This is a genomic window from Massilia violaceinigra (assembly GCF_002752675.1).
Lineage (GTDB): Bacteria > Pseudomonadota > Gammaproteobacteria > Burkholderiales > Burkholderiaceae_D > Telluria_A > Telluria_A violaceinigra.
Genome location: NZ_CP024608.1, coordinates 640,640 through 665,806 on the forward strand (window position 1 = coordinate 640,640; position 25,167 = coordinate 665,806).

The 25,167-nt window shown below is 62.7% G+C and carries 22 protein-coding genes; 16 read left to right on the forward strand and 6 right to left on the reverse strand.

The window, feature by feature from the left end; all coding sequences use genetic code 11:
- Window positions 1-117 precede the first annotated feature (117 nt).
- On the forward strand, window positions 118-573 hold the full coding sequence (locus CR152_RS03000) for a hypothetical protein (protein ID WP_099873613.1): 456 nt from the start codon (window positions 118-120) through the stop codon (window positions 571-573).
- Here CR152_RS03000 and CR152_RS32655 read toward each other — a convergent pair.
- Entirely contained in the window at window positions 563-811 is a 249-nt protein-coding gene (locus tag CR152_RS32655) for a hypothetical protein (RefSeq protein ID WP_157778305.1), read from the reverse strand. The genes CR152_RS03000 and CR152_RS32655 overlap by 11 nt on opposite strands.
- Before the next feature lie 391 nt (window positions 812-1,202).
- On the opposite strand from CR152_RS32655, the gene CR152_RS03005 reads away from it, so the two are divergent.
- A complete protein-coding gene (locus tag CR152_RS03005) occupies window positions 1,203-3,227 on the forward strand; it encodes a glycoside hydrolase family 9 protein (RefSeq protein ID WP_208640059.1) in 2,025 nt (674 codons plus the stop codon).
- A gap of 133 nt (window positions 3,228-3,360) precedes the next feature.
- Here CR152_RS03005 and CR152_RS03010 read toward each other — a convergent pair whose 3' ends face one another.
- Together CR152_RS03010 and CR152_RS03015 are read right to left on the reverse strand one after the other, a co-directional pair.
- The gene (locus CR152_RS03010) at window positions 3,361-3,852 is read right to left on the reverse strand and encodes a hypothetical protein (protein WP_099873614.1); all 492 of its coding nucleotides are present in this window, start codon (window positions 3,850-3,852) and stop codon (window positions 3,361-3,363) included.
- A gap of 225 nt (window positions 3,853-4,077) precedes the next feature.
- Window positions 4,078-4,389: a hypothetical protein gene (locus CR152_RS03015; RefSeq protein ID WP_099873615.1), complete on the reverse strand. Its 312-nt coding sequence runs from the start codon at window positions 4,387-4,389 to the stop codon at window positions 4,078-4,080.
- A 119-nt stretch (window positions 4,390-4,508) separates the two neighbouring features.
- Here CR152_RS03015 and CR152_RS03020 point away from each other — a divergent pair, with 119 nt between their 5' ends.
- Together CR152_RS03020 and CR152_RS03025 are read left to right on the forward strand one after the other, a co-directional pair.
- Window positions 4,509-4,778 (forward strand): MoaD/ThiS family protein, encoded by a 270-nt coding sequence (locus CR152_RS03020; protein ID WP_099873616.1) that lies wholly within the window; start codon window positions 4,509-4,511, stop codon window positions 4,776-4,778.
- A gap of 2 nt (window positions 4,779-4,780) precedes the next feature.
- Entirely contained in the window at window positions 4,781-5,869 is a 1,089-nt protein-coding gene (locus CR152_RS03025; RefSeq protein ID WP_099873617.1) for a WD40/YVTN/BNR-like repeat-containing protein, read from the forward strand.
- Here the strand turns inward: CR152_RS03025 and CR152_RS03030 are convergent.
- A complete protein-coding gene (locus CR152_RS03030) occupies window positions 5,848-6,471 on the reverse strand; it encodes a TetR/AcrR family transcriptional regulator (RefSeq protein ID WP_099873618.1) in 624 nt (207 codons plus the stop codon). The genes CR152_RS03025 and CR152_RS03030 overlap by 22 nt on opposite strands.
- 130 nt (window positions 6,472-6,601) lie before the next feature.
- On the opposite strand from CR152_RS03030, the gene CR152_RS03035 reads away from it, so the two are divergent.
- Together CR152_RS03035 and CR152_RS03040 are read left to right on the forward strand one after the other, a co-directional pair.
- On the forward strand, window positions 6,602-7,639 hold the full coding sequence (locus tag CR152_RS03035) for an MBL fold metallo-hydrolase (RefSeq protein WP_229413266.1): 1,038 nt from the start codon (window positions 6,602-6,604) through the stop codon (window positions 7,637-7,639).
- A 324-nt stretch (window positions 7,640-7,963) separates the two neighbouring features.
- Entirely contained in the window at window positions 7,964-8,317 is a 354-nt protein-coding gene (locus tag CR152_RS03040) for an energy transducer TonB (protein WP_099873619.1), read from the forward strand.
- Between the two features lie 65 nt (window positions 8,318-8,382).
- Here CR152_RS03040 and CR152_RS03045 read toward each other — a convergent pair whose 3' ends face one another.
- Window positions 8,383-10,839 (reverse strand): TonB-dependent receptor, encoded by a 2,457-nt coding sequence (locus CR152_RS03045; protein ID WP_099873620.1) that lies wholly within the window; start codon window positions 10,837-10,839, stop codon window positions 8,383-8,385.
- Window positions 10,840-11,130: 291 nt separating this feature from the next.
- On the opposite strand from CR152_RS03045, the gene CR152_RS03050 reads away from it, so the two are divergent.
- From CR152_RS03050 to CR152_RS03095, 10 genes are all read left to right on the forward strand, one after another.
- The gene (locus tag CR152_RS03050) at window positions 11,131-12,174 is read left to right on the forward strand and encodes a LacI family DNA-binding transcriptional regulator (RefSeq protein WP_099873621.1); all 1,044 of its coding nucleotides are present in this window, start codon (window positions 11,131-11,133) and stop codon (window positions 12,172-12,174) included.
- Between the two features lie 247 nt (window positions 12,175-12,421).
- Window positions 12,422-14,767: a glycoside hydrolase family 65 protein gene (locus CR152_RS03055; protein ID WP_229413267.1), complete on the forward strand. Its 2,346-nt coding sequence runs from the start codon at window positions 12,422-12,424 to the stop codon at window positions 14,765-14,767.
- Window positions 14,764-15,408 (forward strand): beta-phosphoglucomutase, encoded by a 645-nt coding sequence (gene pgmB, locus CR152_RS03060; RefSeq protein ID WP_099873622.1) that lies wholly within the window; start codon window positions 14,764-14,766, stop codon window positions 15,406-15,408. Before CR152_RS03055 ends, pgmB begins: the two co-directional genes overlap by 4 nt.
- Before the next feature lie 68 nt (window positions 15,409-15,476).
- Window positions 15,477-16,688 (forward strand): MFS transporter, encoded by a 1,212-nt coding sequence (locus tag CR152_RS03065; RefSeq protein ID WP_229413268.1) that lies wholly within the window; start codon window positions 15,477-15,479, stop codon window positions 16,686-16,688.
- Window positions 16,689-16,739: 51 nt separating this feature from the next.
- Entirely contained in the window at window positions 16,740-17,750 is a 1,011-nt protein-coding gene (locus CR152_RS03070) for a substrate-binding domain-containing protein (protein WP_099873624.1), read from the forward strand.
- A 248-nt stretch (window positions 17,751-17,998) separates the two neighbouring features.
- On the forward strand, window positions 17,999-19,342 hold the full coding sequence (locus CR152_RS03075) for a reverse transcriptase family protein (RefSeq protein ID WP_099873625.1): 1,344 nt from the start codon (window positions 17,999-18,001) through the stop codon (window positions 19,340-19,342).
- 77 nt (window positions 19,343-19,419) lie between these two features.
- Window positions 19,420-19,950 carry a hypothetical protein gene (locus tag CR152_RS03080; RefSeq protein WP_099873626.1) on the forward strand — a complete coding sequence of 177 codons (531 nt, stop codon included), beginning with the start codon at window positions 19,420-19,422 and terminating at the stop codon, window positions 19,948-19,950.
- 37 nt (window positions 19,951-19,987) lie between these two features.
- Window positions 19,988-20,539: a hypothetical protein gene (locus CR152_RS03085; RefSeq protein ID WP_157778306.1), complete on the forward strand. Its 552-nt coding sequence runs from the start codon at window positions 19,988-19,990 to the stop codon at window positions 20,537-20,539.
- Between the two features lie 17 nt (window positions 20,540-20,556).
- Complete coding sequence (locus CR152_RS03090; protein ID WP_099873628.1) at window positions 20,557-21,000, forward strand: AAA family ATPase; 444 nt, start codon at window positions 20,557-20,559, stop codon at window positions 20,998-21,000.
- Between the two features lie 13 nt (window positions 21,001-21,013).
- A complete protein-coding gene (locus tag CR152_RS03095; protein ID WP_208640060.1) occupies window positions 21,014-21,745 on the forward strand; it encodes a tRNA(His) guanylyltransferase Thg1 family protein in 732 nt (243 codons plus the stop codon).
- 41 nt (window positions 21,746-21,786) lie between these two features.
- On the opposite strand, the gene icmF is transcribed toward CR152_RS03095, so the two are convergent.
- Window positions 21,787-25,086, reverse strand: coding sequence for a fused isobutyryl-CoA mutase/GTPase IcmF (icmF, locus tag CR152_RS03100; RefSeq protein ID WP_099873630.1), 3,300 nt, complete (start codon window positions 25,084-25,086; stop codon window positions 21,787-21,789).
- Window positions 25,087-25,167: the final 81 nt, after the last annotated feature.

Here is a 25,167-nt window from a genome sequence, read left to right on the forward strand (position 1 = left end):
CTTTTTTGAAACCTGGGTACCTATACTGCGACCCAACCGAATTTGCAGTGCGTCAGCCAGACTGGATGACGCTGCAGAGACGGGTTGCAGTGCGTTCTTACTCAGGAGATTGGTAACATGGTCAAGGCAAAACATATTCTGGCATTGGTAGCGGTATCGAGCCTGCTGTCGGCATGCTACGTCGTTCCGATCGATCAATATCCGCCGCGCGGCAACGGCAACTACCATAACAACAACGGCGGCGGCGTGGCCATCGTGCCGGTGCCGGCCGTGCGCCCGGTTTATACGGCGCGCCTGTATCCCGCCAACGACGAGGCATCGCGCCTTGGCCGTATTTCCGGCACGATCAGCAATCCTGAACGCGGCCATGGCGAATTTTCGTTCGCTGTCGGTGGCGAGGCATTTTCCGGCGAAGCGACACGCGACCCGGGCGCGACCAAAGGCGTGGCCAACGCGTCCGGCAACCGCGGCGGCTACACGCGCTGCGATTACGTCATGACCCGCGCCGAAATGGGTTCCGGCACCTGCGTGTTTTCCAATGGCGCCCGTTTCGACATGCACATCACGCAGTAAGCGGCAGCGGGGCGGCAACCGCAGCGAGCGGCACCGCGGTTGCAGCACCAATCAGCACAGCAGTTGCAGCGCCGATCAGAACGGCAGTTGCAGTAGCAATCAGCACAGCAGTTGCAGCACCAATCAGTACGGCAGTTGCAGTAGCAATCAGCACAGCGGTTACCGCAGCACTCAGCAAAGCGGTGAAGCGCTTGGTGCTATTCCAGTTGGTCCGTTCATTGCTGCATGTCCGCCACATCGTTCATCAGCTGCGTGCAATGCGATGTTCGCGCCCGGCTGTCGCGTCGCCAGCGTCCGGATCGGACACCGCCGGCGTCGCCGTACGATGGCCGGCGTGGTGGCAACGCATTCCCCCCTCCAGCCCCGCGCGCGCCAGCAGGCTGTTTAGTGCTCCCCGCTAAACTTCGGCAACAATCCCTATCCGCATTGACGGCGCCAAAAACGCCAGCCAAAATATTTCCATAAATACAAAAATTGCGCGTCCGGGACAGGGCCGCGAACGACGAATCCCCACAGGAGACAGTCTGGCGAATGCCGCGCGCGTTTGCTTGTCCGTCTGCCGAGCTTCTTCATCTGAATGCGAGGATCGCGCGCTGTCGCGGTCCCAGGAAAACCATTAAGGAGACACGATGAACACCGGTAATACGACAAACAAACGGCGCAAATTCCTGCTGGCGACGGGCGCCCTGATCCCCATGGGCCTGATCGGATGCGGCGGCGGCTCGGCGCCATCTTCCGCGCCGGCGTCCGCCGCGGCGCCGCCACCGCCAGCGCCAGCGTCCGGGTCGCAGGCCGGGTCAAGGGCACTGGCGAAGTCCTCACCGGCGTCGACCATGACGCTGGGACCGGCCATCGTCGTGGACCAGTTCGGCTACCTGCCGGCCCACGACAAGATCGCGGTGGTGCGCAATCCGCAGACCGGGTTCGACGCGGCCGACAGCTTTGCTCCCGGCGCCGTGTACGAGGTGGTCAACGCCGTCACCAACGTGGTTGTGTTCAGTGGCACACCGGTTGCCTGGAACGGCGGCGCCACCGATGCCACGTCTGGCGACCAGGCATGGCATGTCGATTTCAGCACAGTGACCGCTCCCGGCCAGTACTTCATTCGCGACACCCAGCGCAACGTGACGTCGCCGGCCTTCAGGATCGCGGCCGACGTCTACAAACCGGTGCTGCGCGCCGCTGTGCGCTACTTCTATTACCAGCGCGCCGGCATCGCCAAGACTGCGGCGCTGGCCGGCGCCGGCTGGGCCGACGCCGCCTCGCACCTGGGGCCCTTGCAGGACAAGCAGGCGCGCCTGTTCAGCGCTCCTGGCGATTCCTCGACCGAGCGCGACGTCTCGGGCGGCTGGTACGATGCCGGCGACTACAACAAGTACACGCGCTGGCACGCCGGCTACCTGATCGACCTGCTGCATGCATTTGCCGACAACCCCGGCATCTGGGGCAAGGATTACAACATTCCCGAATCGGGGAACCAGCACCCCGATCTGCTCGACGAAATCAAGTGGGGCATGGATTGGCTGATCAAGATGCAGGAAGCGAGTGGGGCGATGCTATCGATTGCCGGCCTGGCCCATGCCAGCCCGCCGTCGGCGGCCACTGGCCGGACGCTGTACGGTCCGCCCAATACGTCCGCCACGCTGGCCGCGGCCGGCGCTTTTGCGCTGGGCGCCAAAGTGTTCGGCGCGCGTGCCGGCCTGTCCAGTTACGGTGCGGGGTTGAAGGCGCGCGCCGAGCGCGCGTGGAACTGGGCTGTCGCCAATCCCGACGTTTTGTTCAAGAACAATGACGCCGCGTACAACTCCGTGGGACTGGGTGCCGGCCAGCAAGAAACCGACGATTACGGGCGCCTTGGCCACAAGCTGGCCGCCGCCATCTATCTGTATCAACTGACCGGCAAAGCCGTCTACAACAACTTTGTCAACGCACAGTACCTGAACGCGCATTTGTTCGTGTGGTACAACTATGCCTCGCCGTTTGAAGGCGCACTCCAGCAAGCGCTGCTGCATTACGCCAGCCTGTCCAACGCAACGCCTGCCACGGCCTCTGCCATCCGCACGGCATTTGCCACCGGTATGAACGGTACCGACCACTGGACCGCGATGAGCGGCAAGACCGACCCCTACCTGGCCCATCTGCAGGTGTACACCTGGGGCAGCAACGCCATCAAGTCGCAAGAAGGCGCGATGTTTGCCGCGCTGGCCCATTACGGCCTGGGCACGCGCCCGGCAGCGGCCAACATGAACGCCGCGTCGCACTATATTCACTACCTGCACGGGGTTAATCCGCTCGGCAAGGTCTATCTGTCGAACATGGGCACGCTCGGCGCGGAGAATTCGGTCGACCAGTTTTATCACACCTGGTTCGCGCATGGTTCCGCCAAATGGGATAGCGTCAAGGAGTCGACCTTCGGCCCGCCGCCGGGGTTTCTGGTGGGCGGCCCGAATCCGAGCTACAACTGGGAAAACGGCTGTCCCGGCCTGCATCCGGGCTGCGGCACGGCGGTTCCCGCACCGCCGTTCGGGCAGCCGCCGCAAAAGTCTTATCTCGACTTCAACGATTCGTGGCCGTTGAACTCGTGGTCGGTGACGGAAAACGCGAACGGCTACCAGAGCGCGTATATCCGCTTGCTGTCACGTTTCGTGTCGTAGCCGGACCTGGCTGGCTTGCCTGGTTTTCCCTGACGCTATGGTGCTGCCGGCGCACACGTAGCGTCGGCAACGCGCTTGTTCAAGGGATCGCAGGGGAACAGCAGTTGCATCGATGGGGTAGGGCGGACGCCGCTCATTTGCTCAGCAGCACCTTGTAATAGTCGACAACGTTATTGCCTGCACCCTTGCTGATGCGCTGCGACACGTGAGTCCACGGCCAGACGTTGGTCCCCGACGTGGTCCGCATCCCCGGTAGCGTTTGCCCTCCCAGCGGAGCCATGCCCCACGTGCCGCCATGTTTGAGGCGAACCACTTCGCCGAGGTAACTGCCATACATCCGCGCCACCGCCATGACCTGCTCGTCTGACGGCCGTGGCGATTTGGCCACGTATGACGCGTGGGCGCGCGCCAGCACGGCTTCGAGCTGCACCATGCTGGCATCGGTGCCGTCGAGCTTGATGCCGAACTGGTCGCGCGCCGTCGCCACCGCTTGCGCGGCGTAGGCGGTGGCGGCGCGCTGGACCGCCGCGTCAGGCACGAAGTCGGGTTTCGCTTTGTCGGCCGCCAGTGCATTGGCGCCGAACAGCGTGGCGGAGACAAACAGAAGGGCTTTGATCGACGGCATACGAATTTTCTAAGAGGAACCAGTCGATTTTAACATCGGCCGCATGGGCCGAATTACCAACCGTCGCCCCCGCGCAGGCGGGAACGCATGCGTTCCCCCCAAGTTCGCTCCGTAGCCTACGACTGAGCGTAGGACTTGGGCCCCCGCCTGCGCGGGGGCGACGGTATCGCGGCGTATATCAAGTACCTACCTCGACAATGCTGGGCGCGATACGGCGCCGTCGGCTCAAGCCCCATCCGGCTTGCGCAGCCGGCTCAGCAACTCCTCGACACTGTCGCTCACCGGCAAGCCATGCTGACGCAGCAACTGCAGATGCAGCACCAGATTCTCCAGCACCAGCTTGGCCGACACCGCCAGCAGGGTCATCAGCCGGTCTTCGGAGCTGAAGTTTTCCATCGCGGCGGCCATCTCGCACAGGTGCGCCGCCACCAGCTCGCGCAGCTCGGCCTCGCCGAAGGGCAGGTCGGCGAAATCGATGGGGTCTTCGTGCTCGACTTCCAGCATCAGCGCGGCAAGTTCTTGAGGTTTGATCGGCATGTCCGGCTCCAGAGAGTTGACTTGCTTCATTCTAGGCCGACACGCGACAGGCGCGCCGATCCGCGATAAAATTAAACAGCTTTGATTCCCCATCGTCGTCACACCTGTGATCGGATGCCATGGCGCGTCTCATTTTCACCCAGCAGCTTGCCCGGTTTACCGCCGTGCCGCAGGTCGACACCACGGCGGCCACCTTGCGCGGCGGACTAGACACAGCCTTCGCGGCCAATCCTTTGCTGCGTGGTTATGTTCTCGACGATCAAGGCCATCTGCGCGAAAACGTCGTCGTGTTCATCGATGGGCGCCGCAGCGAAGAACGCATCCGGCTCGACGACCCTCTCACACCCGACAGTACCGTTTACATCCTGCAAGCACTTTCCGGAGGCTGACAATGCATGCGCGTGCCTATCTTTCCACCCGCAAGGGCCTGTTTGAATTACAGCGCGCCAGCGCGGGATGGGAAATCGGTCCCAGCCACTTCCTGGGCGAGCCGGTCTCGATCGCGCTGGCCGATCCGCGCGACGGCGCCCTGTACGCGGCACTCAACCTCGGCCACTTCGGCGTCAAGCTGCACCGCAAGGATGCCGGCAGCGAGGTCTGGACCGAGATTGCCGCGCCCGCCTATCCACCCAAGCCGGAATACAGCACCGATAAAATCGAGTGGAAAAACAGGCTGATCTGGTCGCTGGAAGCGGGCGGGGCCGACCAGCCCGGCGTGCTGTGGGCCGGCACCCTGCCGGGCGGCCTGTTCCGCTCAAACGACCGCGGCGCCTCGTGGGAACTGGTGCGTTCCCTGTGGGACGTGCCCCAGCGCGCCGAATGGTTCGGCGGCGGTTATGACGTGCCCGGCATTCACAGCATCTGCGTCGATCCGCGCAACAGCGACCACGTGCTGGTCGGCGTCTCTTGCGGCGGCGTCTGGCGCACGGAAGATGGCGGCGCCAGCTGGACCATCAGCGCCACCGGCATGCGCGCCGACTACATGCCGCCCGAGCTCAACGAAAATGAAGCCGTGCAAGATCCGCACCGCATCGTGCGCTCCAACGGCGACCCTGATGTGCTGTGGTGCCAGCACCATAACGGCATCTGGCGCTCCGGCGACAACGGCCACCACTGGACGGAAATTACCCGGGCGCCGCTGTCGAACTTCGGCTTTGCCGTGGCAGTCCATCCGCGCGATGGCGGCACGGCCTGGTTTGCACCGGCCGAGGCCGACCAGCGCCGCATTCCGGTCGGCGCCGCCATGGCGGTTACCCGCACCCATGACGGAGGCAACAGTTTCAAGGTAACGAACGTCGGCTTGCCGCAGCAGCATTGCTACGACCTGGTCTACCGCCACGGCCTGGCGGTGGCCGACGATGGCGCCACCTTGCTGATGGCATCCACCAGCGGCGGCGTGTGGATGTCCGACAATGCCGGCGACAGCTGGCACACGCTGTCGACCACCATGCCGCCTGTTTATGCGGCGTGTTTCGCCTGAGCGAAGTAGCTCAGGAACATGCTGACGGCGGCGTCGACCACGGCGGCGTGCAGTTCCGGCGCCAGCGGTGGCGCGCCCATGGTCACCTGCGGCCAGAACGCCATTGCCTTGACCTGACCCTGCAGCAGGGTGGCGGCAAACACCGGGTCGCACTCCTTGAGTTTGCCGTCGGCCAGGGCCGCGCGGATCCAGCGCGTGACCCCTTCTTCGCGCTCGCCCAGGCGCGCCACGATGGCGCGCGCCCGCTCCGGTGCGTGCATGCCCTCGGCAATGGCTACCCGCGCCAGGTCGAGAAAGTCGCGGTCGGCCATCGCGCGCACTTTGATGGTCATCAGTTCGGTCAACTGCGCGCGCAGGCTGGCGTCGCTGCGATAAGCCAAGTCCAGTTCGGCAGCGCTGCGCTCGAACAATTGCACCAGCGTCTCGGCGAATAAATCATCCTTGCTGGGGAAGTGGTTGTAGACCGTGCGTTTCGACACGCCGGCGTCGGCGGCGATCTTGTCCATGCTGCTCGCTTCGAAGCCGCAAGTACGGAATTGTTCGGCGGCGGCGGCCAGGATGGCCAGGCGTTTACGGTCGGTCAGGCGTTGGGGTGCGTTCATTCCAATATTTTACACCCGCCAGTTTACTTTTCCAAAGAATGAAACTACACTGTGTAGTGTACATTTTTTGATCGGACGCCGCATGCACCGACTTTTCCTCAGCCTCATCTTCATAGGGACACTCCTTACCATGGCTTCTTGCACCTTCGGCGGCAGCGCCGCGCCGCGTCACCAGTCGCCCCAGTTCAGCGAGGGCAAATTCCGCAATCCGGTTCCCATGTTCAAGCAAAGCGCCGTCGACATGGCCGGCATCTTGTGGACCTTTTTGACCGGCAAGAACAAGAACACCGTGCCGAGCGGCGTGATTCCCGTGCAAGCACTCACCCGCGCCCAGTTGCTGGCGGCGCCCGACAACACCCTGTTCCGTCTCGGCCATTCGACCCTGCTGCTCAAGCTCGACAATGCCTTTTACCTGACCGATCCGGTGTTTTCCAAGCGCGCCTCGCCGGTGCAGTGGGCTGGCCCCGCGCGCTTTCACCAGCCGCCGATCAGCATCGAGGAATTGCCGCCGCTCAAGGCCGTGATCCTTTCGCACGACCATTACGACCACCTCGACCATGCCTCGATCCTGGCGCTGGCCGCCAAGACCGAGCAGTTCATCACCCCGCTCGGCGTGGGCGACCGCCTGGTGGACTGGGGCGTCGATGCCGCCAAGGTGAGCCAGCTCGACTGGTGGCAGGAACGCAAGGTACGCAATGTGCGCCTCATCGCCACTCCGGCCCAGCACTTTTCCGGACGCGGCGTAAGCGATGGCAACTCCACCCTGTGGGCATCCTGGGTGTTCGAGCACAAGGACTTGCGCGTCTTCTTCAGTGGCGACACCGGCTATTTCGACGGTTTCAAGGCCATCGGCGAGAAATTCGGCCCCTTCGACGTGGCCATGCTGGAGACCGGCGCCTACGACAAGCAATGGCCCGACGTCCACATGCAGCCGGAAGAAACCCTGCAAGCTTTCCTCGACCTCAAGGGAAAATGGCTGATGCCAGTGCATAACGGCACCTTCGACCTCAGCCTGCACCCCTGGCACGAGCCCTTTGATCGCATCGCCGCGCTCGCCACCGCGCGTGGGGTGCCCCTGACTACCCCGGAAATGGGGCAGGCACTCGACCTCAAGACCCCGGCACCGGGCAAGGCGTGGTGGAAACGGGTCGATCCCACGCCGGGCTGAGAAGTATTTGCAACGGGCGTCGCGTTATTGTCACAAGCCAATCTCACGCACCAGCAAAGGGTTTTGCTATAAATAGGGTCATTTAAAACTGGTTTCTTTGCTCATATGCACCGACATAGGTCTTTCATAACTGTTATGCAGTTTGTGAATGCAATATGTTGGTGCGAAGCAACAAGTTATGCGAATCTGGCATATCCGCCATTGGGATAATAAATTTAGAAAATATGCTGCAGCGCCGTATATTTTGAACTGTCAGCTGGCTACGCAGCAGACGATTCGAGCGCCAGAAGCGCCGAATTTATCCATTATCCCTCTGGAGGTTTTATGTTTGCCACGACCCGTTTTGCCGCCGTACTGTCCGCGACCTTACTGTGCCTGAGCGCGACCCAGGCCATGGCTGAAGACCGCCCGGCCCGCCTCGAGGTAGCCGGCTGCGAAAAACCTGAATTCCCGACCCGCTGGCAGGATGATGGCGAAGGCGGCACCGTGACCGTCGCTTACCTGGTCGATACCGATGGCAAAGTCGTGCAGTCGAAAGTGCTTGAGTCGAGCGGCGCGGTGCGCGTCGATCGTGCATCGGTCCGCGCTGGCGCCCGCTGCAAGTTTGAACCGGGTGCAAAAGACGGCCAGGCTGCGCTGGCTTGGGCCAAGGTCAAGTATGCGTGGGTCGTCGAGTAAATGGGCCGTGGCCCCGGCGTGGACAAGCAATCTGTCCACGCCTGCCATTGCTTGAATGCCGAGTCTTAGAACCGGTACAGTATCGACGCTTCCACCGCGCGCCCGAAAATCGGCCGTGCATTGATCGGACCGCTGCTCTGTGCCCCGGTCAGGCGAGAATTGCCCTCTGTCAGCCCCAATTCATTGCCCAAATTCGTGCCCGCGAGCCGGAATTCCCAATGCGCGCCCATCGATGCCAGGATGCCGGCGTCCACCGTTTTATACGACGGCAAGTACGACAGATTGGCCTGGTCGGCCCAGCGGCTGCCCACATGCGCGTAGGTTCCATACAGCTTGAGCGAATTGTCGCCCATCGGAATCCGGTAGCTTGGCGACAGGCGGAACTGCATCTTCGGCTGGCGCTGCACCAGCTTGCCCGAAATCGCCGGATTGTCGCGGTATTTTGATTCCTGATAGTTGCCCATCAAGCTCACCTGCAGGTTTTTCACCGGCCGCACGGCCAGTTCGAACTCCACCCCATGCCCGCGCGAACCGCTCACCGAGTTCAGTACCGCGTCGGTCGTGATCTGCTGGAACGAAATGCCGGTGAAGTCCGTGTAGAACCCGTTGATGTAGGCGCTGTACATGGCGCCCACGGTCTTGAAACCGACTTCGTACTGCGTCACTTTCGGCGTCGGCACGCCCTTGCGGTCGTTCAGCGCCGCCTGGGTGCCGGCGTTGCGCATGTCGTCGAAATAGATGAAGGTGTGGCCGGTATTGGCGCGCGCAAACACGCTCATATCCTTGGACAACTTGTAGATGCCGCCCACCGTGAAGGAATTGACGCTGTCGTCGCGGCTGAGCTGCGTGTTGGTGCCGGTCGCAACCGAGGTGCCGTTGTTGTACACCGTCAGCGGATTGGCATCCGTGTCCATCGAGGTCAGGTTCGAGATCGTCGCTTTCAGGCTCTGCTTTTCGCGGCGCGCACCCACGTCCAGCTTGATCTGCTCGTTCACTTTCCATTCATTGGCGACGAACAGGGCGGTATTGTTGCCCTTGTAGGCGGCCACCGGCGCATAAAACACATTGCCGTCCACCCCGTTGCGCGACACGATGGTGCCGTTGCTCAGTTGCACATTGATCAGGCTAGCGTTGGGCGTGGCCGTCATCAGGTGGCTGTTACCCAGATACCATTCGTCATTCGACTTGTAGCGCGCCACATACGCGCCTACCGTAGTCGTATTGTTCTTGAGCAGCTCGCGGCTGATGCGAAATTCGTTGGTGAACGAGCTCAGTTTTTTCTCGACCGACCACAATCCTGCCTGCACCACTTGCTGGTTGGGATCGACCGCGCCGCCTTTCACATAGCTGATGCTGCCCGAACCGGCCGCCGCGCCCGGATTGTGGGTCGCGTTGGCATTGGCCAGGTAGGCCGCGGCCGTCAGCGGGTTGTTCCCGGTGAACATCGAAATCGTGTTCAGGTCACCGCTAAAGTAATTCGCCTTGTTCGACACATCCCAGCCGCCCAGTTTTTGCTCGTACTCGGCGCCGAACACGGTCGCGTCCATGCCGCGTCCGTCGGCCAGGTCGCGCGTGAGCGTCTTGCCGGGTGCCGCGTCGATGGTGAAGTGACGCATCTCATTGCTCATCAAGGTGCCGGTGAGCGGATCGAAGCCCGGAAACTCGGTGATCGTGCGCCCGTTGTCGCTCGAAATGAGCGGCACGCCTGTGTAAAACGCATTCTTTTCCTTGGTGGTGCGCACGTAGGCGGTCACTTCGCCTTCGTCGAGCTTGCGCGTGAGCGAGGCGGTCAGCTGCTTGCCATCGTCGGCCTTGAACTGGGGATCGCGCACGCCCTGGGTCTGGCGCGCGAAGCCGCCGATGGTGCCGTACCAGCCATCGGCGATCTTGCCGCCCACAAAACCGTCGAGCCGGCGCAATTTGCCGGTGCCGGTGGTAAAGCGCAGGGTTGCTTCCGGCGTATCTGTCCCTTTTTTCAGGATGAAGTTCATGGTCGCGCCCGGCTGGCCGACCGAGTAAATCGTGCTCGGCCCGCCGCGCAGCACTTCGACCCGCTCCACCGTGTCGTCCAGGCGAAACGCGGACGAACCCTCGAAGAACGACAGTACCGGCACCGGATACAGCGGATTGCCGTTCATCTGCACCGACACGAACGGCGAATCGCTGCCCGACGGGAAGCCGCGCACTTCGATATTCGCGCCCGACTGGCCGCCGGTCGACTCCGCGTACACGCCCGGCACGAGTTTGAGCACGTCGGCGGTGCTGCTTGGCGAGGCCGATTTGAGCTGTTCCTCGGTCGCGGTGGTGATGGAAAAACTGGTGTCGATCTTGCGCGTGCCGCGCGCCGAGGCGGTGCCGGTCACCACCACCTGCTGGATTTCGGTCGCCACCGCACCGGCGGCCGCCGCATCCAGCGCCGGCGCGGCAGCAGGCGCGGCCTGGCCGGCCGCCTGGGCCTGGTTCATCAGGGTCAGCACGGCCAGCGTGACTGAGGAAAGCAGGAAGTGCTTGTGACTGTTCATCGTTATGCTCGCTTTTTTATCGTGTGTTCTTGTTGAAATCCGTCTCCTGGACTGGCTGCACATTCGCTTTCCGAGTGCCTGCCGCATGCGTGTCCACTTTTCATTCCCCACCTTGCCGCACATCGGGCTCGTCTGCAATTTATTAGGATGGCAAGGAAAGACGAATCATTGAAACAAGAAATGATATCGATGTCAATCAAAATGTTATCGATGTCATTTGGCCTGTGGCAGGACGTAAACCTGTCATAATGCGTCGGTGTCGTTGTTTTCTTACCAAAATTGAGCGTTTCCATGGCCGCAAACAAGGCAGCAAGCAAGACTGCACCCACCGCAGCAAGCGCGATCGCAGCGCGCAAGAGCGACGCCTCCCTGACGATGGAAGACCTCGCCAGCCTGGCGGGCGTTTCCACGATCACGGTGTCGCGTGCGCTGCGCGACAGCCCGCTGGTGACGGAAAAAACGCGCGAAAAAATCCGCCGCATCGCCGACGAGCAGGGCTACCGCTTGAACATCAGCGCGCGCAACCTGCGCATGCGGCGCAGCTACTCGGTCGCCGTGGTGGTCGAAATGACGCCGGTGAAGGGCCGCCCCATGTCCGACCCGTATCCGCTCGAACTGTTGGGCGGCATCACACAGGAACTGACCACCGCCGGCTACAGCGTGGTGCTCACCTCCAAGCAGTTGATGGATACCGCCCCGGTGCAGGGCGCCGACGGCCTGATTTTGCTGGGCCAGGGCTCGCACGGCGAAGCGGTGCGCTTCCTGCAAAAAGCCAACCTGCCGCTGGTGGTGTGGGGCGCGCCGGAAAGCGGCGCCACCACCATTGTGGTCGGCAGCGACAACCGCCGCGGCGGCGCCAGCGTGGCCGAACGCTTCCTCGCGCAGGGCCGCCGCAAGCTGGTGTTCCTGGGCGATGTTGACCACGCCGAAGTGCAGGAGCGCTGCGCCGGCTTCATCGACGCGCTGGGCGGGCAGGGCACGGTGCACATCATCCGCCCCAAGGCCTTCACGTTCGAGTCGGGCTTCGACAGCATGACCGCGCTGCTCAAGAAAAAGGGCCATGCCTTCGACGGCGTGTTTGCCGCCAGCGATTTGCTGGCCATGGGCGCGATCCGCGCGCTCACCGAACACCAGTTGCGCGTGCCCGACGACGTATCGGTCATCGGCTACGACGACACGCCCGGCGCGGCCAGCTTCGTGCCGCCGCTGACCAGCGTGCACCAGTACCTGCGCGACGGCGGCGTGCTGCTCGCGAAAAAAATGCTGGCGCTGATGAACGGCGAGCAGGTCGAGTCCGAAATGCTGCCGACCACCCTGATCGCCCGCCAGACCTGAACGCCAAGTGAGCGATTTTTGACCACAAACCCCCAAGCCGTCATTCCCGCGCAGGGCTAGGCGCCCCCACGGCAATCCAAGGCACGTTCGCGTAGGGTAAATCCCTTCAACTCCGACAAAGCTTGGTTTTTGATTTTTCCACCCGAATCTAAATAAATTGACTTTCCAAACCGATTTGAAATAGACTCGGCTCAAATCCAAACCGGTTTGAAGCGACAATTTCAAAAGACAGACAAAGGACAAACCCGTGCCGCACGCAAGTATCCCCCACGCTCTCCCGACCGATCCATGGTGCCTTCGCGAGACCCATTTCGACCCTGCCACGCATTTTTTGAACGAGACCCTGTTCGCTCTCGGTAACGGCTACATCGGCCTGCGCGGCACGCCGGAAGAGGGCTACAGCGGCCCGGCCGGCACCTCGCTCGACGGTACGTACCTCAACGGCTTCTACGAGTCCGAACCGATCGTCTATCCGGAAGCCGCCTTTGCGCTGGCCAAGACCAACCAGTTCATGCTCAACGTGCCGAACGCGAAAGGCATCGAAGTCTGGCTCGGCGAAGAACGCTTCGACCCACTGCAAGGAACCCTCGACCGCTACGAGCGCGTGCTCGACTTTCGCACCGGCGTGCTGCGGCGCAGCCTGGAATGGACTTCCCCGAGCGGCAAGCGGATTTCGCTCGTCACGCGTCGCGTGGTATCGCTGGCCGACAAGCACCTGTTCGCGCTCGATGTCGAACTGACCGCCCTTAATTTCTCGGGCCAGGTGCGCGTGGTGTCCGGTATCGATGGTGCTGTGCGCAACCAGGAAGCCGGCGACGATCCGCGCATCGGCTCCGCGGTCTCCGGCCCGGCGCTGCATCTGTTGGCGGTGGAGCAGGGCGCTACGGCGTCCAGCCTCACCCAGCGCACCCACAACAGCGGCTTTACGCTGGTGAGCGCAATCGACACCGTGGCCGCGGTGGCGGGCAGCGCGAGCCGGCGGGAGCAGGCGGCCAGCCACAGTTTCACGTTCGACCTGGACGTGATGCTGCCGCAAAGCCTGACCAAGTACGGCGTCTATTTTTCTTCGCGCGACTATCCCGAGGCTGAACTGGCGGGCCTCGCCAGCGCAGCGCTAAGCAAGGCCAAAGCCGACGGCTTCGACGCCCTGTGCGCGCGCCAGGGGGCGTACCTGGCCGACTTCTGGGACCGTGCCGACGTGGAGATCGCCGGCGACGACGCGCTCCAGCAAGGCATCCGCTTCAACCAGTTCCACCTGCTGCAATCGGTCGGCCGCGACGGAAAGACCAACATCGCGGCCAAGGGCGTGACCGGCGAAGGCTACGAAGGCCACTACTTCTGGGATACGGAGATCTACATCTTCCCGTTTTTCTTGTACAGCAAACCCGAAATCGCAAAGCAGCTGCTGGCTTACCGCTACGCCGGTCTTGAGCAGGCCCGCGCGCGCGCGCGCCAGATGTCGCACGCCAAAGGCGCGCTGTACCCGTGGCGCACCATCGCCGGCGAAGAGTGCTCCGCCTACTTCCCGGCCGGCACCGCGCAGTACCACATCAACGCCGATATCGCCTACTCGATCAAGCTGTATCTGGACGCTACCGGCGACCTCGATTACATGGCGTCGGCCGGCGCCGAAATCGTGCTGGAAACCGCGCGCATCTGGATCGGCATCGGCAACTACGACCGCGCCGGGCGCTTTTGCATCAACGAAGTCACCGGTCCCGACGAATACACGGCGCTGGTCAACAACAACTACTACACCAACGCGATGGCGCAGATGCACTTGCGCTTCGCGGCGGAGATTGTCGACACCCTGCGCGGTGCGCGCCCGCACGACCTCGAACGCATCGTGCAAGCGATCGGCCTTGACGACGCCGAACCGGCAGCCTGGCGCCGCGCCGCCGGCCGCATGGCGCTGCCCTACGACGCCGCCCTCGGCATCCATGAGCAGGACGACAGCTTCCTCGGCAAAAAGCCATGGGACTTCGCCGCCACGCCGAAAGAAAACTATCCCCTGCTGCTGAACTACCACCCGCTGGTGATCTACCGCCATCAGGTGTGCAAGCAGGCCGACGTGGTGCTGGCGCTGCTGCTACTGTCCGACCAGTTCACGCAGGACGACAAAAAGCGCGACTTCGACTACTACGAAGCGGTCACCACACACGACTCCTCCCTGTCGTCCTGCATCTTCAGCATCATCGCGTCGGAAGTGGGCTACCAAGACAAGGCCTACGATTACTTCATGGAGACCGCGCGCCTGGACCTGGACGACACGCACGGGAACACCCATTACGGCGTCCACACGGCGGCCATGGCGGGCACCTGGATGGGCGTGGCCTACGGCTTTGCCGGCATGCGCGTGGCTGATGGCGCGCTGCGCTTTGCGCCCACCCTGCCGGCGCGCTGGCAGCACTACCAGTTCCAGATTCACATCCAAGGCGCGCTGCTGCAGGTGCGCATCGACGCCACCCACGCGCGCTACACACTGCTGCAGGGCGAAGCGCTCGGACTGACCCACTGCGGCGAGCGCGTAGCGCTGACCCGCGCCACGCCGTCGCTATCGATTGCGCGTCCACTTCAGGAAGAAAAAGCATGAGCAGGTTCAAGGCAGTGATTTTCGATCTCGATGGCGTCATCACCGACACCGCGCATTATCATTGCCTGGCGTGGAAACGGCTGGCCGAATCGGAAGGCGTGCATTTCGACGAAGCGTTCAACGAACAGTTAAAGGGCATCGACCGCATGGGGTCTCTGAACCTGATCCTGGCTGGTTCGTCGCGCAGCTACAGCGATGAACAAAAGCTGGCGCTGGCCGACGCCAAGAACCGCCACTACCAGGAACTGATCGCCACCATGTCCGCGGCCGACCTGCTGCCCGGCGCGGTCGATGCGCTGGCGGCGGTGCGCGCGGCCGGCCTGCGCATCGGCCTCGCCTCAGTGAGCAAGAATGCGTTCACGGTGCTCGAACGCCTCGGCATCCGCGAGCGCTTCGATTATGTGGTGGACGCGGCGCTGATCGCCAACAGCAAGCCGCATCCGGAGATCTTTTTGACGGCGGCGCGCGAACTGGGCGTGGACCCGGCGCACTGCCTTGGCGTGGAAGACGCGGTAGCCGGCGTCGCATCGATCAAGAGCGCCGGCATGTGGGCACTGGGCATCGGCAGCCCGGCGGTGCTGACGCAGGCCGACCGCGTCATCCGCGCGCTGGACCGCTTCAAGCTGGAGGAATACCAGTAAGCGCCAGCATCAGGAAGTAGCACGCCAGAATAAAAAATAATGGAGACAGTGTGAAAAACCAACGCATCATGTTAGCCCTTTTTCTGATTTACTTTGTCTTTGCGATCCTGCTCAACAGCGTCGGCACGGTCATCCTCCAGGTCATCGGCAACTACGGCGTGAGCAAATCGAGCGCCAGCATCCTGGAAGCGTTCAAGGACTTGCCCATCGCGGTCGTGTCGTTTTTGGTGGCGTCCTTCCTGCCCCGCATCGGCTACAAGAATGCCATGCTCGCGGCGCTGGCGCTGGTGACCGCGGCCAGCATCGCCATGCCGCTGATACCCGCCTTCTGGACCGCCAAGCTGCTGTTCCTGTGCGTGGGCGTGGCGTTCGCGCTGGTCAAGGTGTCGGTGTATTCGACCCTGGGCCTGATCGCGCGCGACCGCCGCCACCACGCCGGCATCATGAATACGCTCGAAGGTGTGTTCATGGTCGGCGTGTTGAGCGCCTACTGGATCTTCGGCTACTTCATCGATTCGTCCGATCCCGCCTCGCGCAGCTGGCTGCAGGTGTACTGGGTGCTGGCCGCGCTGTGCGCCTTCACCTTCGTGCTGGTGCTGTCCACCCCTTTCGACGAAGGCACGGCGCAGCTGCCCGCGGGGCGCAGCCGCTGGGACGACTTTACCGCCATGCTCAAGCTGTTTTTCAAGCCGCTGGTGTGCGTGTTCGTCATGACTGCCTTCCTGTACGTGCTGATCGAGCAAAGCGTGGGTACCTGGCTGCCGACCTTCAACAACGAAATCCTCAAGCTGCCGGCGGCGATGAGCGTGGAAGTGACCAGCATCTTTGCCGCGTGCCTGGCCATCGGGCGCCTGTCGGCAGGTTTCGTGATGCGCAAGATGAACTGGTACCCGGTGATGAATATCTGCGTCATCGGCATGGCCGCCATGGTGCTGCTGGCACTTCCGCTCACGCACGACGTGGTGGCCGACCCCAACATCACCTGGTCCAGCGCGCCGCTGGCGACCTTCCTGTTCCCGCTGATCGGCCTGTTCATGGCGCCGATCTACCCGGGCATCAATTCGGTCATGCTCAGTTCCCTGCCACCGCACCAGCACTCGTCGATGACCGGGCTGCTGGTGATTTTTTCGGCGCTGGGCGGCACCACCGGCTCCTTCATCACCGGCTACGTGTTCGGCAATTTCAGCGGCCACTTCGCGTTCTACCTGACGCTGGTGCCGATCACGCTGGTGCTCATCACCTTGTACTTCTTTAAACGGCAGGTCGATCATGTGGCCTGATGCGATTGCTATAATTACCGTCTTTACAACATCGCCCAACGAAGTCCGACCATGAATCTCAAGAGCCTGGCCCGTACGCTCGGGATTTCGAAGACCACCGTCAGCCGTGCCCTGAACGGCTACCCCGAAGTCAATGTCCACACCCGCGAGCGCGTGCTGGCCGCGGCCAAGGAAGCCGGCTACGAAGCCAATCCGATGGCGCGCAGCCTGGCGGTGGGGCGCACCAATGTCTTCGGCATCATCTATCCCCTGCTGCCGAGCGACCTGGGCGACCCCATGTTCTTGGGCGTGGTGGGCGGCATGTCGGCCGCGCTTGAGAAGAGCAAGATGAACCTGATCATCGCGCCGGTGTCGCCGAAAAACGAGCTGCCGTCGTACGAGCAGATGGTGCGCGGGCGCCGCGTCGATGGCCTGGTGGTCAGCCGCACGCTGGTCCACGACGAGCGCATCGCCTATCTGGTGAAGAAGGGTTTTCCGTTCGTGGCGCACGGCCGCACGGAACTCAAGCAGCCCTACGCATGGTTCGACTACGACAACGAGGCCGGTATCGGACTGGCGTGCGCGCACCTGATCGAACACGGCCACAGCCGCATCGCGCTGGTGAGCGCACCGCTCGAACTCAATTTCGCGTGCCAGCGCAAGAACAGCTTCATCGCCTGCATGCAGGCGGCGGGGCTCGCTGTCGATCCGCGTCATCTGGTCGACAACACGCTCGACCGCCGCACCGGTTACCAGGCCATGCAGGAGCTGCTGGCCTGCTCGCCGCGGCCGACCGCCGTCATCGTCGACAATCACCTCTCCGGCGTGGGCGCGGTGCGCGCGCTGTTAGATGCCGGTATCGAAATCGGCAAGGACATGTCGGTCATCGTCTGGGGCAGCATCGAGGACAGCCTGGTCGGATCGAACGTCACCACCATCGACCAGCCGGGCCCCAACGAAGCCGGCGCCAAGATGACCGAGATGCTTTCGGCCCTGGTGGCGGGCACGCCGCCCGCGCAATTGCAGGTTCTGTGGCAACCGGTGCTGCTGCCCGGTGCCACCGTCGGGCGCTGCATCGCTTGAAATGCCGCGCGGCAGCCGCATTGACGTTCATGCAAAATTGCCTTACTCTCTACGCGGGCGGATCCTTCAAGCCGGCGTGTTCTTGCCTCGTGCAGGGACAAGCCTCTACGGGGCTACCCCGTGGGAAATTTATTGCTGTGCAATTCACCGCATGTGCCGCAATGCGCTCACGCGCATATAAGCTCATGCATCACGAGACTGGTTGAAGGCTCTCCGCCCCCCTTAAAGCCGACAACCGCTGACAACCCATGACTCCCAAAGACGCCGTCGCCCTGGCGCTCGCCGACACCATGCTGGCGCGCGAAGCAACCCTCGCCGGCCTGATCGCCAGCGCGACGTGGGCGTTCGACCATCCCTGGCCGTGGATACCGGCGCTGTGCCAAGAAATCCACGAGCGCACCGCCGAACATTTTTACCATTTCAGCCGCGACGAACTGGCACAGATCATTTTTGACCTGGACGTGTTTCACGAGGCGTGGGAAGGGGAGGGGCCGGCGCCGCAGCTCAAACGCTACTGCCTCGACCTGCCGCTGGTCCCTCCACCGCCCCAATGGCTGGCCGCGCTCGCGCTGCCGCCGCTGCCTTCCGTGGGCGACCTGGCGCAGTGGCTGCGGCTGCGCCCCGACGAACTGGGGTGGTTCGCCGACCAGTGGCGCCGCGAGCCGATGCCGCCCGCGCAACTGGAGCACTACCACTATCGCTGGGTGCCCAAGCGCAGCGGCGGCGTGCGCCTGATCGAAATTCCCAAGCAGCGCCTGCGCGCGATGCAGGCGACCATTTTGCGCGAACTGCTCGACCGCGTGCCCGCGCATCCGGCCGCGCATGGCTTTCGGCGTGGGCATTCCTGCGTCACCCACGCGGCCCTGCACACCGGGCAGCGCGTGGTGATCCGCATGGACCTCAAGGATTTCTTCCCCAGCATTCCAGCCTCGCGCATTCATGCGCTGTTTGCGAAGCTGGGTTATTCGCAGACCGTGGCGCGGGTGCTGGCGCGCCTGTGCGTCAACCGCGTACCGGCCGGTGTGGTGCGCGCTCCCGCCGGCGACGACGCGCTCACCTGGACCCAGCGCCAGGCACTGCGCGCGCCGCACTTGCCGCAAGGTTCGCCCTGTTCGCCGGCGCTGGCCAACGCCTGCGCCTGGCGGCTCGACCTGCGCCTCGATGCCCTCGCGCAGTCGCTCGGCGCGCGCTACAGCCGCTATGCGGACGACCTGGTGTTCTCCGGCGGGCGCGAACTGGAACGCGCCATGGACCGCTTTTACGCGCAGGTGGGTGCCATCGCCATCGAAGAAGGCTTTGCCGTCAACACGCGCAAGACGCGGCTGATGCGCGCCGGGACCCGTCAACAGGTCACTGGCATCGTCGTCAACCGCCATCCGAATATCGCGCGCACCGAATTCGATCTTCTCAAAGCCACCCTGACCAACTGCGCCCGCCACGGGCCGCAGGCGCAGAATCGCGGCCAACGCCCCGATTTTTGCGCTTACCTCGCGGGCAAGGTCGCTTATGTGACGATGGTCAATCCCCAGCGCGGAGAGCGTCTGCGGCGCCTGTTCGACGCCATCGCCTGGCCGCCGGCCCACCCCGGATAACAACAGCGTGCAAAATAGTTTTCCACAATCACTTGGCCTGATTAAGATTGCCTTCTCAACTGTTCCCGGAGTACGTAGTGAAACCGACGTCCGCCAATCCCTATGCAGCGCCGAAGGCCGCCTTCATGGACGTGGCGACAAACCGATGCTGGCGCGAGGGCGACATCCTGGTCGCGTCCAGGAGGGCGCACCTGCCGCCGCGCTGCATCACGTGCAACAAGCCGGCCATCATGGATACGCCGCGCGCCTTTTCCTGGCACCATCCCGGCTGGTATGTGCTGGTTCCGATCCTGGTGTACATCCTGGCCAGCATGTTCGTCCGGAAAAGGGCGACCCTTGTGATTGGCCTGTGCGACGACCACCGCCGCAGGCGCCGCAATATGTGGCTGGCCAAGTACGGCTTTTTCGCGCTCAATATCGTGGCGCTGATCAACCTGGCCCGCAACGTCGATCCTTTGCTGGGATGGCTTGCGTGGCTGCTCATGTTGTGCGGTCTCATGCTTGCCAGTGCGGCTCAGCGTACCTTGCGTGCGGTCAGCATCACCGAGCACGAAATCCGCTTGAAAGGCTGCGGCTCCGCCTTTCTCGACTCGCTGCCCGAGCGCTGAGCCCAAATTGCCTCCTCACCGGTTCCCGGAGAATGTCGTGACACCGATCTCCACCAATCCCTACGAAGCCCCGAAAGCATCTTTCGAGCCCATGGTCGGCGCACACAACGCGCTTGAAGAAGGACCATGCTGGCGTGAGGGAGACATCCTGATCGCTTCTGTGGACGCCCATCTGCCGCCGCGCTGTGTCAAGTGCAACAAGCCGGCCAGGATGGACAGTCCGCGCGCCTATTTGTGGCACCATCCCGGCTGGTATGTCCTGATCCCGCTACTTGTGTACATGGTGGCGTGCCTTTTCGTCAGGAAAAGGGCGGTGGTTGTGCTGGGCCTGTGCGATGAGCACCGCCGTCGCCGCCACAATCTGTCCATTGCCGCGCCCGTCTTTGGCGTGCTCGGCATGATCGGCCTGCTTGGCGCGTTTGGACTACACAATCCCTGGCTGGCATTCATCGCCGGTGTGCTACTGTTCATTGGCGCCGTGCTTGCTGTTACCGGCCCCCGCGTGCTGGAGCCGGTGCGCATTACGGAACACGAAATCCACCTGAAAGGCTGCGGTCCCGCGTTTCTCGACTCGGTCCCGATGCGCTGAAATACGAAAGAAAACCATTGGAAGCCATCATCTTCGTCGGCCTGCAAGCCAGCGGCAAATCGACTTTTTACAAAAACAACTATTTCAACACGCACCTGCGGATCAGCAACGACCTGCTGAAAACCAAATACCGCGAGAAAAAGCTGCTGGAGATTTGCCTCGAAACCAGCATGCCCTTCGTGGTCGACAACACTAATCCCACCCGGGAAGTGCGTGCGAAGTACATCGATGTTCTCAAGGGCAGCAAGTTCAGGATCATCTGCGTCTACTTCCGGATCGACCTGGAGCGCTCGCTGGCCTGGAACCGTGGCCGCAGCGGCGCAGCGCTGGTTCCGGACGTTGGCATTTTCGACACGCACAAGAGAATCGACGTTCCCACCATGGCGGAGGGCTTCGACGAACTGCATTACGTCGATATCATTGACGACCAATTTATTGTAAAGGCGTGGCATGAAATTTGACGAACTCGACGCGATGATGCGCGTCTACGAGACCGCCAACGACCGCTGCGTGGAGCAAGGCGTGTACATGGTGGCGCGCATCGATGGCCGCAGCTTTACCAAACTGACCAAGGAGAAGGTCAGCTTCGAGGCGCCGTTCGACGTGCGATTCCGCGAACTGATGGCCGACACCACGCGGCACTTGATGACCTGCGGTTTCAAGGTGACATACGGTTACAGCGAAAGCGACGAAATTTCGTTGTTGTTCGACCTGGACATCAATGTTTACGGGCGAAAGGTGCGCAAGTACAACTCAATCCTGGCGGGCGAGGCGTCGGCCAAATTCAGCCTGATGCTGGGCGAGCTGGCGGCCTTCGACTGCCGGATTTGCGAGCTGCCGGACCGCAAGACCGTCGTCGATTATTTCCGTTGGCGTAATGAAGACGCGCACAGGAATGGCCTGAACGCGCATTGCTACTGGATGCTGAGGAACGAGGGCATGGCGAAAGGCGCGGCGGCGGCGCAGATCGAGGGCCGCACCATCGAGGACAAAGTGGCGCTGCTGGCCAGCCGTGGCATCGATTTCCATACGCTGCCATCGTGGCAGTTGCGCGGGACCGGGTTTTACTGGGTGGACGACGAGAAGCGCGGATACAACCCGAAAGAACAGCGTGAGGTGGTGTCGAGCAAGCGTGCGATCAAAACGGATATTTATTTGCCAGAAGGCGAGGCATACGCTCAATTGGTCCGAGGTATGCTTCCCTGATGACTTGCGTCGTTCCTGCCGACGGCAGAAACGACGCAGGCTTACATATTCCTTCTGTACTGCCCACCCACCTCGAACAACGCAGTCGTAATCTGCCCCAGCGAGCAAACCCGCACCGCTTCCATCAGCTTTTCGAACACGTTCGCATTGTCGATGGCCGCCTGCTGCAATGCAGCCAGCACCTGCGGCGCCTGCTCGGCGTTGCGGCGATGGAAGTCGTCCAGGCGCGTCAACTGCGACTGCTTTTCCTCGTCCGTCGACCGCGCCAGTTCGATCTTTTGCGGCGTGTCGTTCGCCTTCGGATTGCGGAAGGTGTTCACGCCGATGATCGGCAAGGTGCCGTCGTGCTTCTGGTGCTCGTACAGCATCGACTCTTCCTGGATCTTGCCGCGCTGGTAGCCGGTTTCCATCGCTCCGAGCACACCGCCACGTTCGGCGATGCGTTCGAACTCCTGCAGCACCGCTTCTTCCACCAGGTCGGTCAATTCCTCGATGATGAACGAACCCTGGTTCGGATTCTCGTTCTTGGCCAGGCCCCATTCGCGGTTGATGATCAGCTGGATCGCCAGCGCGCGCCGCACCGATTCGTCGGTCGGCGTGGTGATCGCCTCGTCGTACGCATTGGTGTGCAGGCTGTTGCAGTTATCGTAAATCGCAATCAGCGCCTGCAGGGTGGTGCGGATATCGTTGAAGTCGATCTCCTGCGCGTGCAGCGAGCGGCCCGAGGTCTGGATGTGGTACTTGAGCTTCTGGCTGCGGTCATTGGCGCCGTACTTGTCGCGCATGGCGACGGCCCACAGGCGGCGCGCCACGCGGCCCAGCACCGTGTATTCCGGGTCCATGCCGTTACTGAAGAAGAACGACAGGTTCGGCGCAAAATCGTCGATGTGCATGCCGCGCGCCAGGTACGCTTCCACGAACGTGAAGCCGTTCGAAAGCGTGAACGCCAGCTGCGAAATCGGGTTCGCACCCGCTTCGGCGATGTGGTAGCCCGAGATCGACACCGAGTAGAAATTGCGCACCTGGTGATGCACGAAATACTCCTGGATGTCGCCCATGACTTTGAGCGAAAACTCGGTCGAGAAGATGCAGGTGTTCTGGCCCTGGTCTTCCTTGAGAATGTCGGCCTGCACCGTGCCGCGCACGTTCTGCAGCACCCAGGCGCGGATCTTCGCCGCTTCGTCATCGGTCGGCTGGCGCTTGTTCTCGACCACGAACTTGTCGATCTGCTGGTCGATGGCGGTGTTCATGAACATCGCCAGGATCGTCGGCGCCGGGCCGTTGATCGTCATCGACACCGACGTGCTCGGGCTGCACAGGTTAAAGCCGTCGTACAGCACCTTCATGTCGTCCAGGGTGGCGATGGACACGCCCGAGTTGCCGACCTTGCCGTAAATGTCGGGGCGCAGTGCCGGGTCGGCGCCGTACAGGGTCACCGAGTCGAACGCGGTCGACAGGCGCTTGGCGTCCATGCCTTCCGAAACCAGCTTGAAGCGGCGGTTGGTGCGGAACGAATCGCCTTCGCCGGCGAACATGCGGGTCGGGTCTTCGCCTTCGCGCTTGAACGCGAACACGCCGGCCGTGAACGGGAATGAACCCGGCACGTTTTCCAGCATCAGGAAGCGCAGCACTTCGCCATGGTCTTCGTAGCGCGGCAGCGCCACCTTGCGGATCTTCGTGCCCGACAGGGTGTGCTGGATAAGGCGCGTGCGGATTTCCTTGTCGCGGATCTTGACCACATAGTCGTCGCCCGCGTACGCGGCCTGCATTTCGGGCCACATCGCCAGCAGCTTCTTGGCGGTGGCGTCGAGCGCGTTGTCGCGCTCCGTAATCAGTTCGTCGAAGTCGGCGGTCTTGGACGCCAGCGCCAGCATGCGTTTGGCTTCCGTCAGTTGCTGGCGCTCGCGTGCCAGCTTGACCTGCTTCGATGCGTTCTTGTGGTAGCCGCGCACGGTGTCGGCGATTTCGGCGAGGTAGCGCGCGCGTGCCGGCGGCACGATCACGTGCTTGCCGCTCGAATGGCGGATGTCGGTCTGCGGCAGCTTGCCCGGCGCGATGGCCAGGCCGAATTCGCCCAGTTTCGGCAGCAGGCCGTGGTACAGGGCAGTGACGCCATCGTCGTTGAAGCGCGATGCCTGGGTGCCGTAGACCGGCATTTCCTCGGGGCGTTTGCTCCACATTTCGCGGTTGCGCTGGTACTGCTTGGCGACGTCGCGCAGCGCGTCGAGCGAGCCTTTGCGGTCGAATTTGTTAATCGCGATGAAGTCGGCGAAGTCCAGCATGTCGATTTTTTCGAGCTGGGACGCAGCGCCGAATTCCGGCGTCATCACATACATCGACACGTCCACGTGCGGCACGATGGCGGCGTCGCCCTGGCCGATGCCGGACGTTTCGACGATCACCAGGTCGAAACCGGCCACCTTGCAGGCGGCGATCACGTCGGGCAGCGCCTGCGAGATTTCGGAACCGGCTTCGCGCGTGGCGAGCGAGCGCATGAATACACGAGACTGCGCGCCCGCCTGGCCGTTCCATGGATTGATCGCGTTCATGCGGATACGGTCGCCCAGCAGCGCGCCGCCCGATTTGCGGCGCGACGGGTCGATCGAGATGATGGCGATATTGATCGCGTCATTCTGGTCGAGGCGGATGCGGCGGATCAGTTCATCGGTCAGCGACGACTTGCCGGCGCCGCCGGTGCCGGTGATGCCCAGGGTCGGCACGTGCAGGCCTTCGGCCGCGTCGACGATGGCGCGGCGCAGTTCCGGCGTGGCCTTCTCGTTTTCGAGCGCGGTGATCAGCTGCGCCAGCGGGCGGTGGCGCGAGGCCACGTCGCCCTGCTGCAGGGGCGCGAGCGTGGTCGGGGAATAGGTGGACAGGTCGATGTCGCAGGTCTGGATCATCGACTGGATCATGCCGACCAAACCCATGCGCTGGCCGTCTTCGGGGCTGAAGATGCGGGTGACGCCGTAGGCATGCAGGTCCGCGATTTCGTCGGGGACGATCACGCCGCCGCCGCCGCCGAACACCTTGATGTGGGCGCCGCCGCGTTCCTTGAGCAGGTCGATCATGTATTTGAAGTATTCGACGTGGCCACCCTGGTAGCTGGAGATGGCGATGCCTTGCACGTCTTCGGCCAGCGCCGCGGTGACAACTTCGTCGACCGAGCGGTTGTGGCCCAGGTGGACTACTTCGACGCCGTTGGACTGCAGGATGCGGCGCATGATGTTGATCGATGCGTCGTGGCCGTCGAACAGCGAGGCGGCGGTGACGAAGCGGACTTTATTGGCCAGTTTCGGCTGTTCGGGGAGATTCAGTTTGGCGGCGGGAGTCAGGTCGTTCATGATGATCCTTGCGATATCGTTCTTGTAAGGTATATGACGTTTACGTAAACGTCAAGCGACGTGTCCGTAACGGGAGGAGCG

Bases quoted from the DNA above. Each gene is read 5' to 3' on its own strand.
- CR152_RS03050 (WP_099873621.1), top strand. From the start codon at position 11,131: ATGGCCGCAAACAAGGCAGCAAGCAAGACTGCACCCACCGCAGCAAGC.
- CR152_RS03070 (WP_099873624.1), top strand. From the start codon at position 16,740: ATGAATCTCAAGAGCCTGGCCCGTACGCTCGGGATTTCGAAGACCACC.
- CR152_RS03010 (WP_099873614.1), bottom strand. From the start codon at position 3,852: ATGCCGTCGATCAAAGCCCTTCTGTTTGTCTCCGCCACGCTGTTCGGC.
- CR152_RS03095 (WP_208640060.1), top strand. From the start codon at position 21,014: ATGATGCGCGTCTACGAGACCGCCAACGACCGCTGCGTGGAGCAAGGC.
- CR152_RS03035 (WP_229413266.1), top strand. From the start codon at position 6,602: ATGGCTTCTTGCACCTTCGGCGGCAGCGCCGCGCCGCGTCACCAGTCG.
- CR152_RS03065 (WP_229413268.1), top strand. From the start codon at position 15,477: ATGTTAGCCCTTTTTCTGATTTACTTTGTCTTTGCGATCCTGCTCAAC.
- CR152_RS03075 (WP_099873625.1), top strand. From the start codon at position 17,999: ATGACTCCCAAAGACGCCGTCGCCCTGGCGCTCGCCGACACCATGCTG.
- CR152_RS03025 (WP_099873617.1), top strand. From the start codon at position 4,781: ATGCATGCGCGTGCCTATCTTTCCACCCGCAAGGGCCTGTTTGAATTA.
- CR152_RS32655 (WP_157778305.1), bottom strand. From the start codon at position 811: ATGTGGCGGACATGCAGCAATGAACGGACCAACTGGAATAGCACCAAG.
- pgmB (WP_099873622.1), top strand. From the start codon at position 14,764: ATGAGCAGGTTCAAGGCAGTGATTTTCGATCTCGATGGCGTCATCACC.
- CR152_RS03000 (WP_099873613.1), top strand. From the start codon at position 118: ATGGTCAAGGCAAAACATATTCTGGCATTGGTAGCGGTATCGAGCCTG.
- CR152_RS03015 (WP_099873615.1), bottom strand. From the start codon at position 4,389: ATGCCGATCAAACCTCAAGAACTTGCCGCGCTGATGCTGGAAGTCGAG.
- CR152_RS03005 (WP_208640059.1), top strand. From the start codon at position 1,203: ATGAACACCGGTAATACGACAAACAAACGGCGCAAATTCCTGCTGGCG.
- CR152_RS03030 (WP_099873618.1), bottom strand. From the start codon at position 6,471: ATGAACGCACCCCAACGCCTGACCGACCGTAAACGCCTGGCCATCCTG.
- CR152_RS03020 (WP_099873616.1), top strand. From the start codon at position 4,509: ATGGCGCGTCTCATTTTCACCCAGCAGCTTGCCCGGTTTACCGCCGTG.
- icmF (WP_099873630.1), bottom strand. From the start codon at position 25,086: ATGAACGACCTGACTCCCGCCGCCAAACTGAATCTCCCCGAACAGCCG.
- CR152_RS03040 (WP_099873619.1), top strand. From the start codon at position 7,964: ATGTTTGCCACGACCCGTTTTGCCGCCGTACTGTCCGCGACCTTACTG.
- CR152_RS03045 (WP_099873620.1), bottom strand. From the start codon at position 10,839: ATGAACAGTCACAAGCACTTCCTGCTTTCCTCAGTCACGCTGGCCGTG.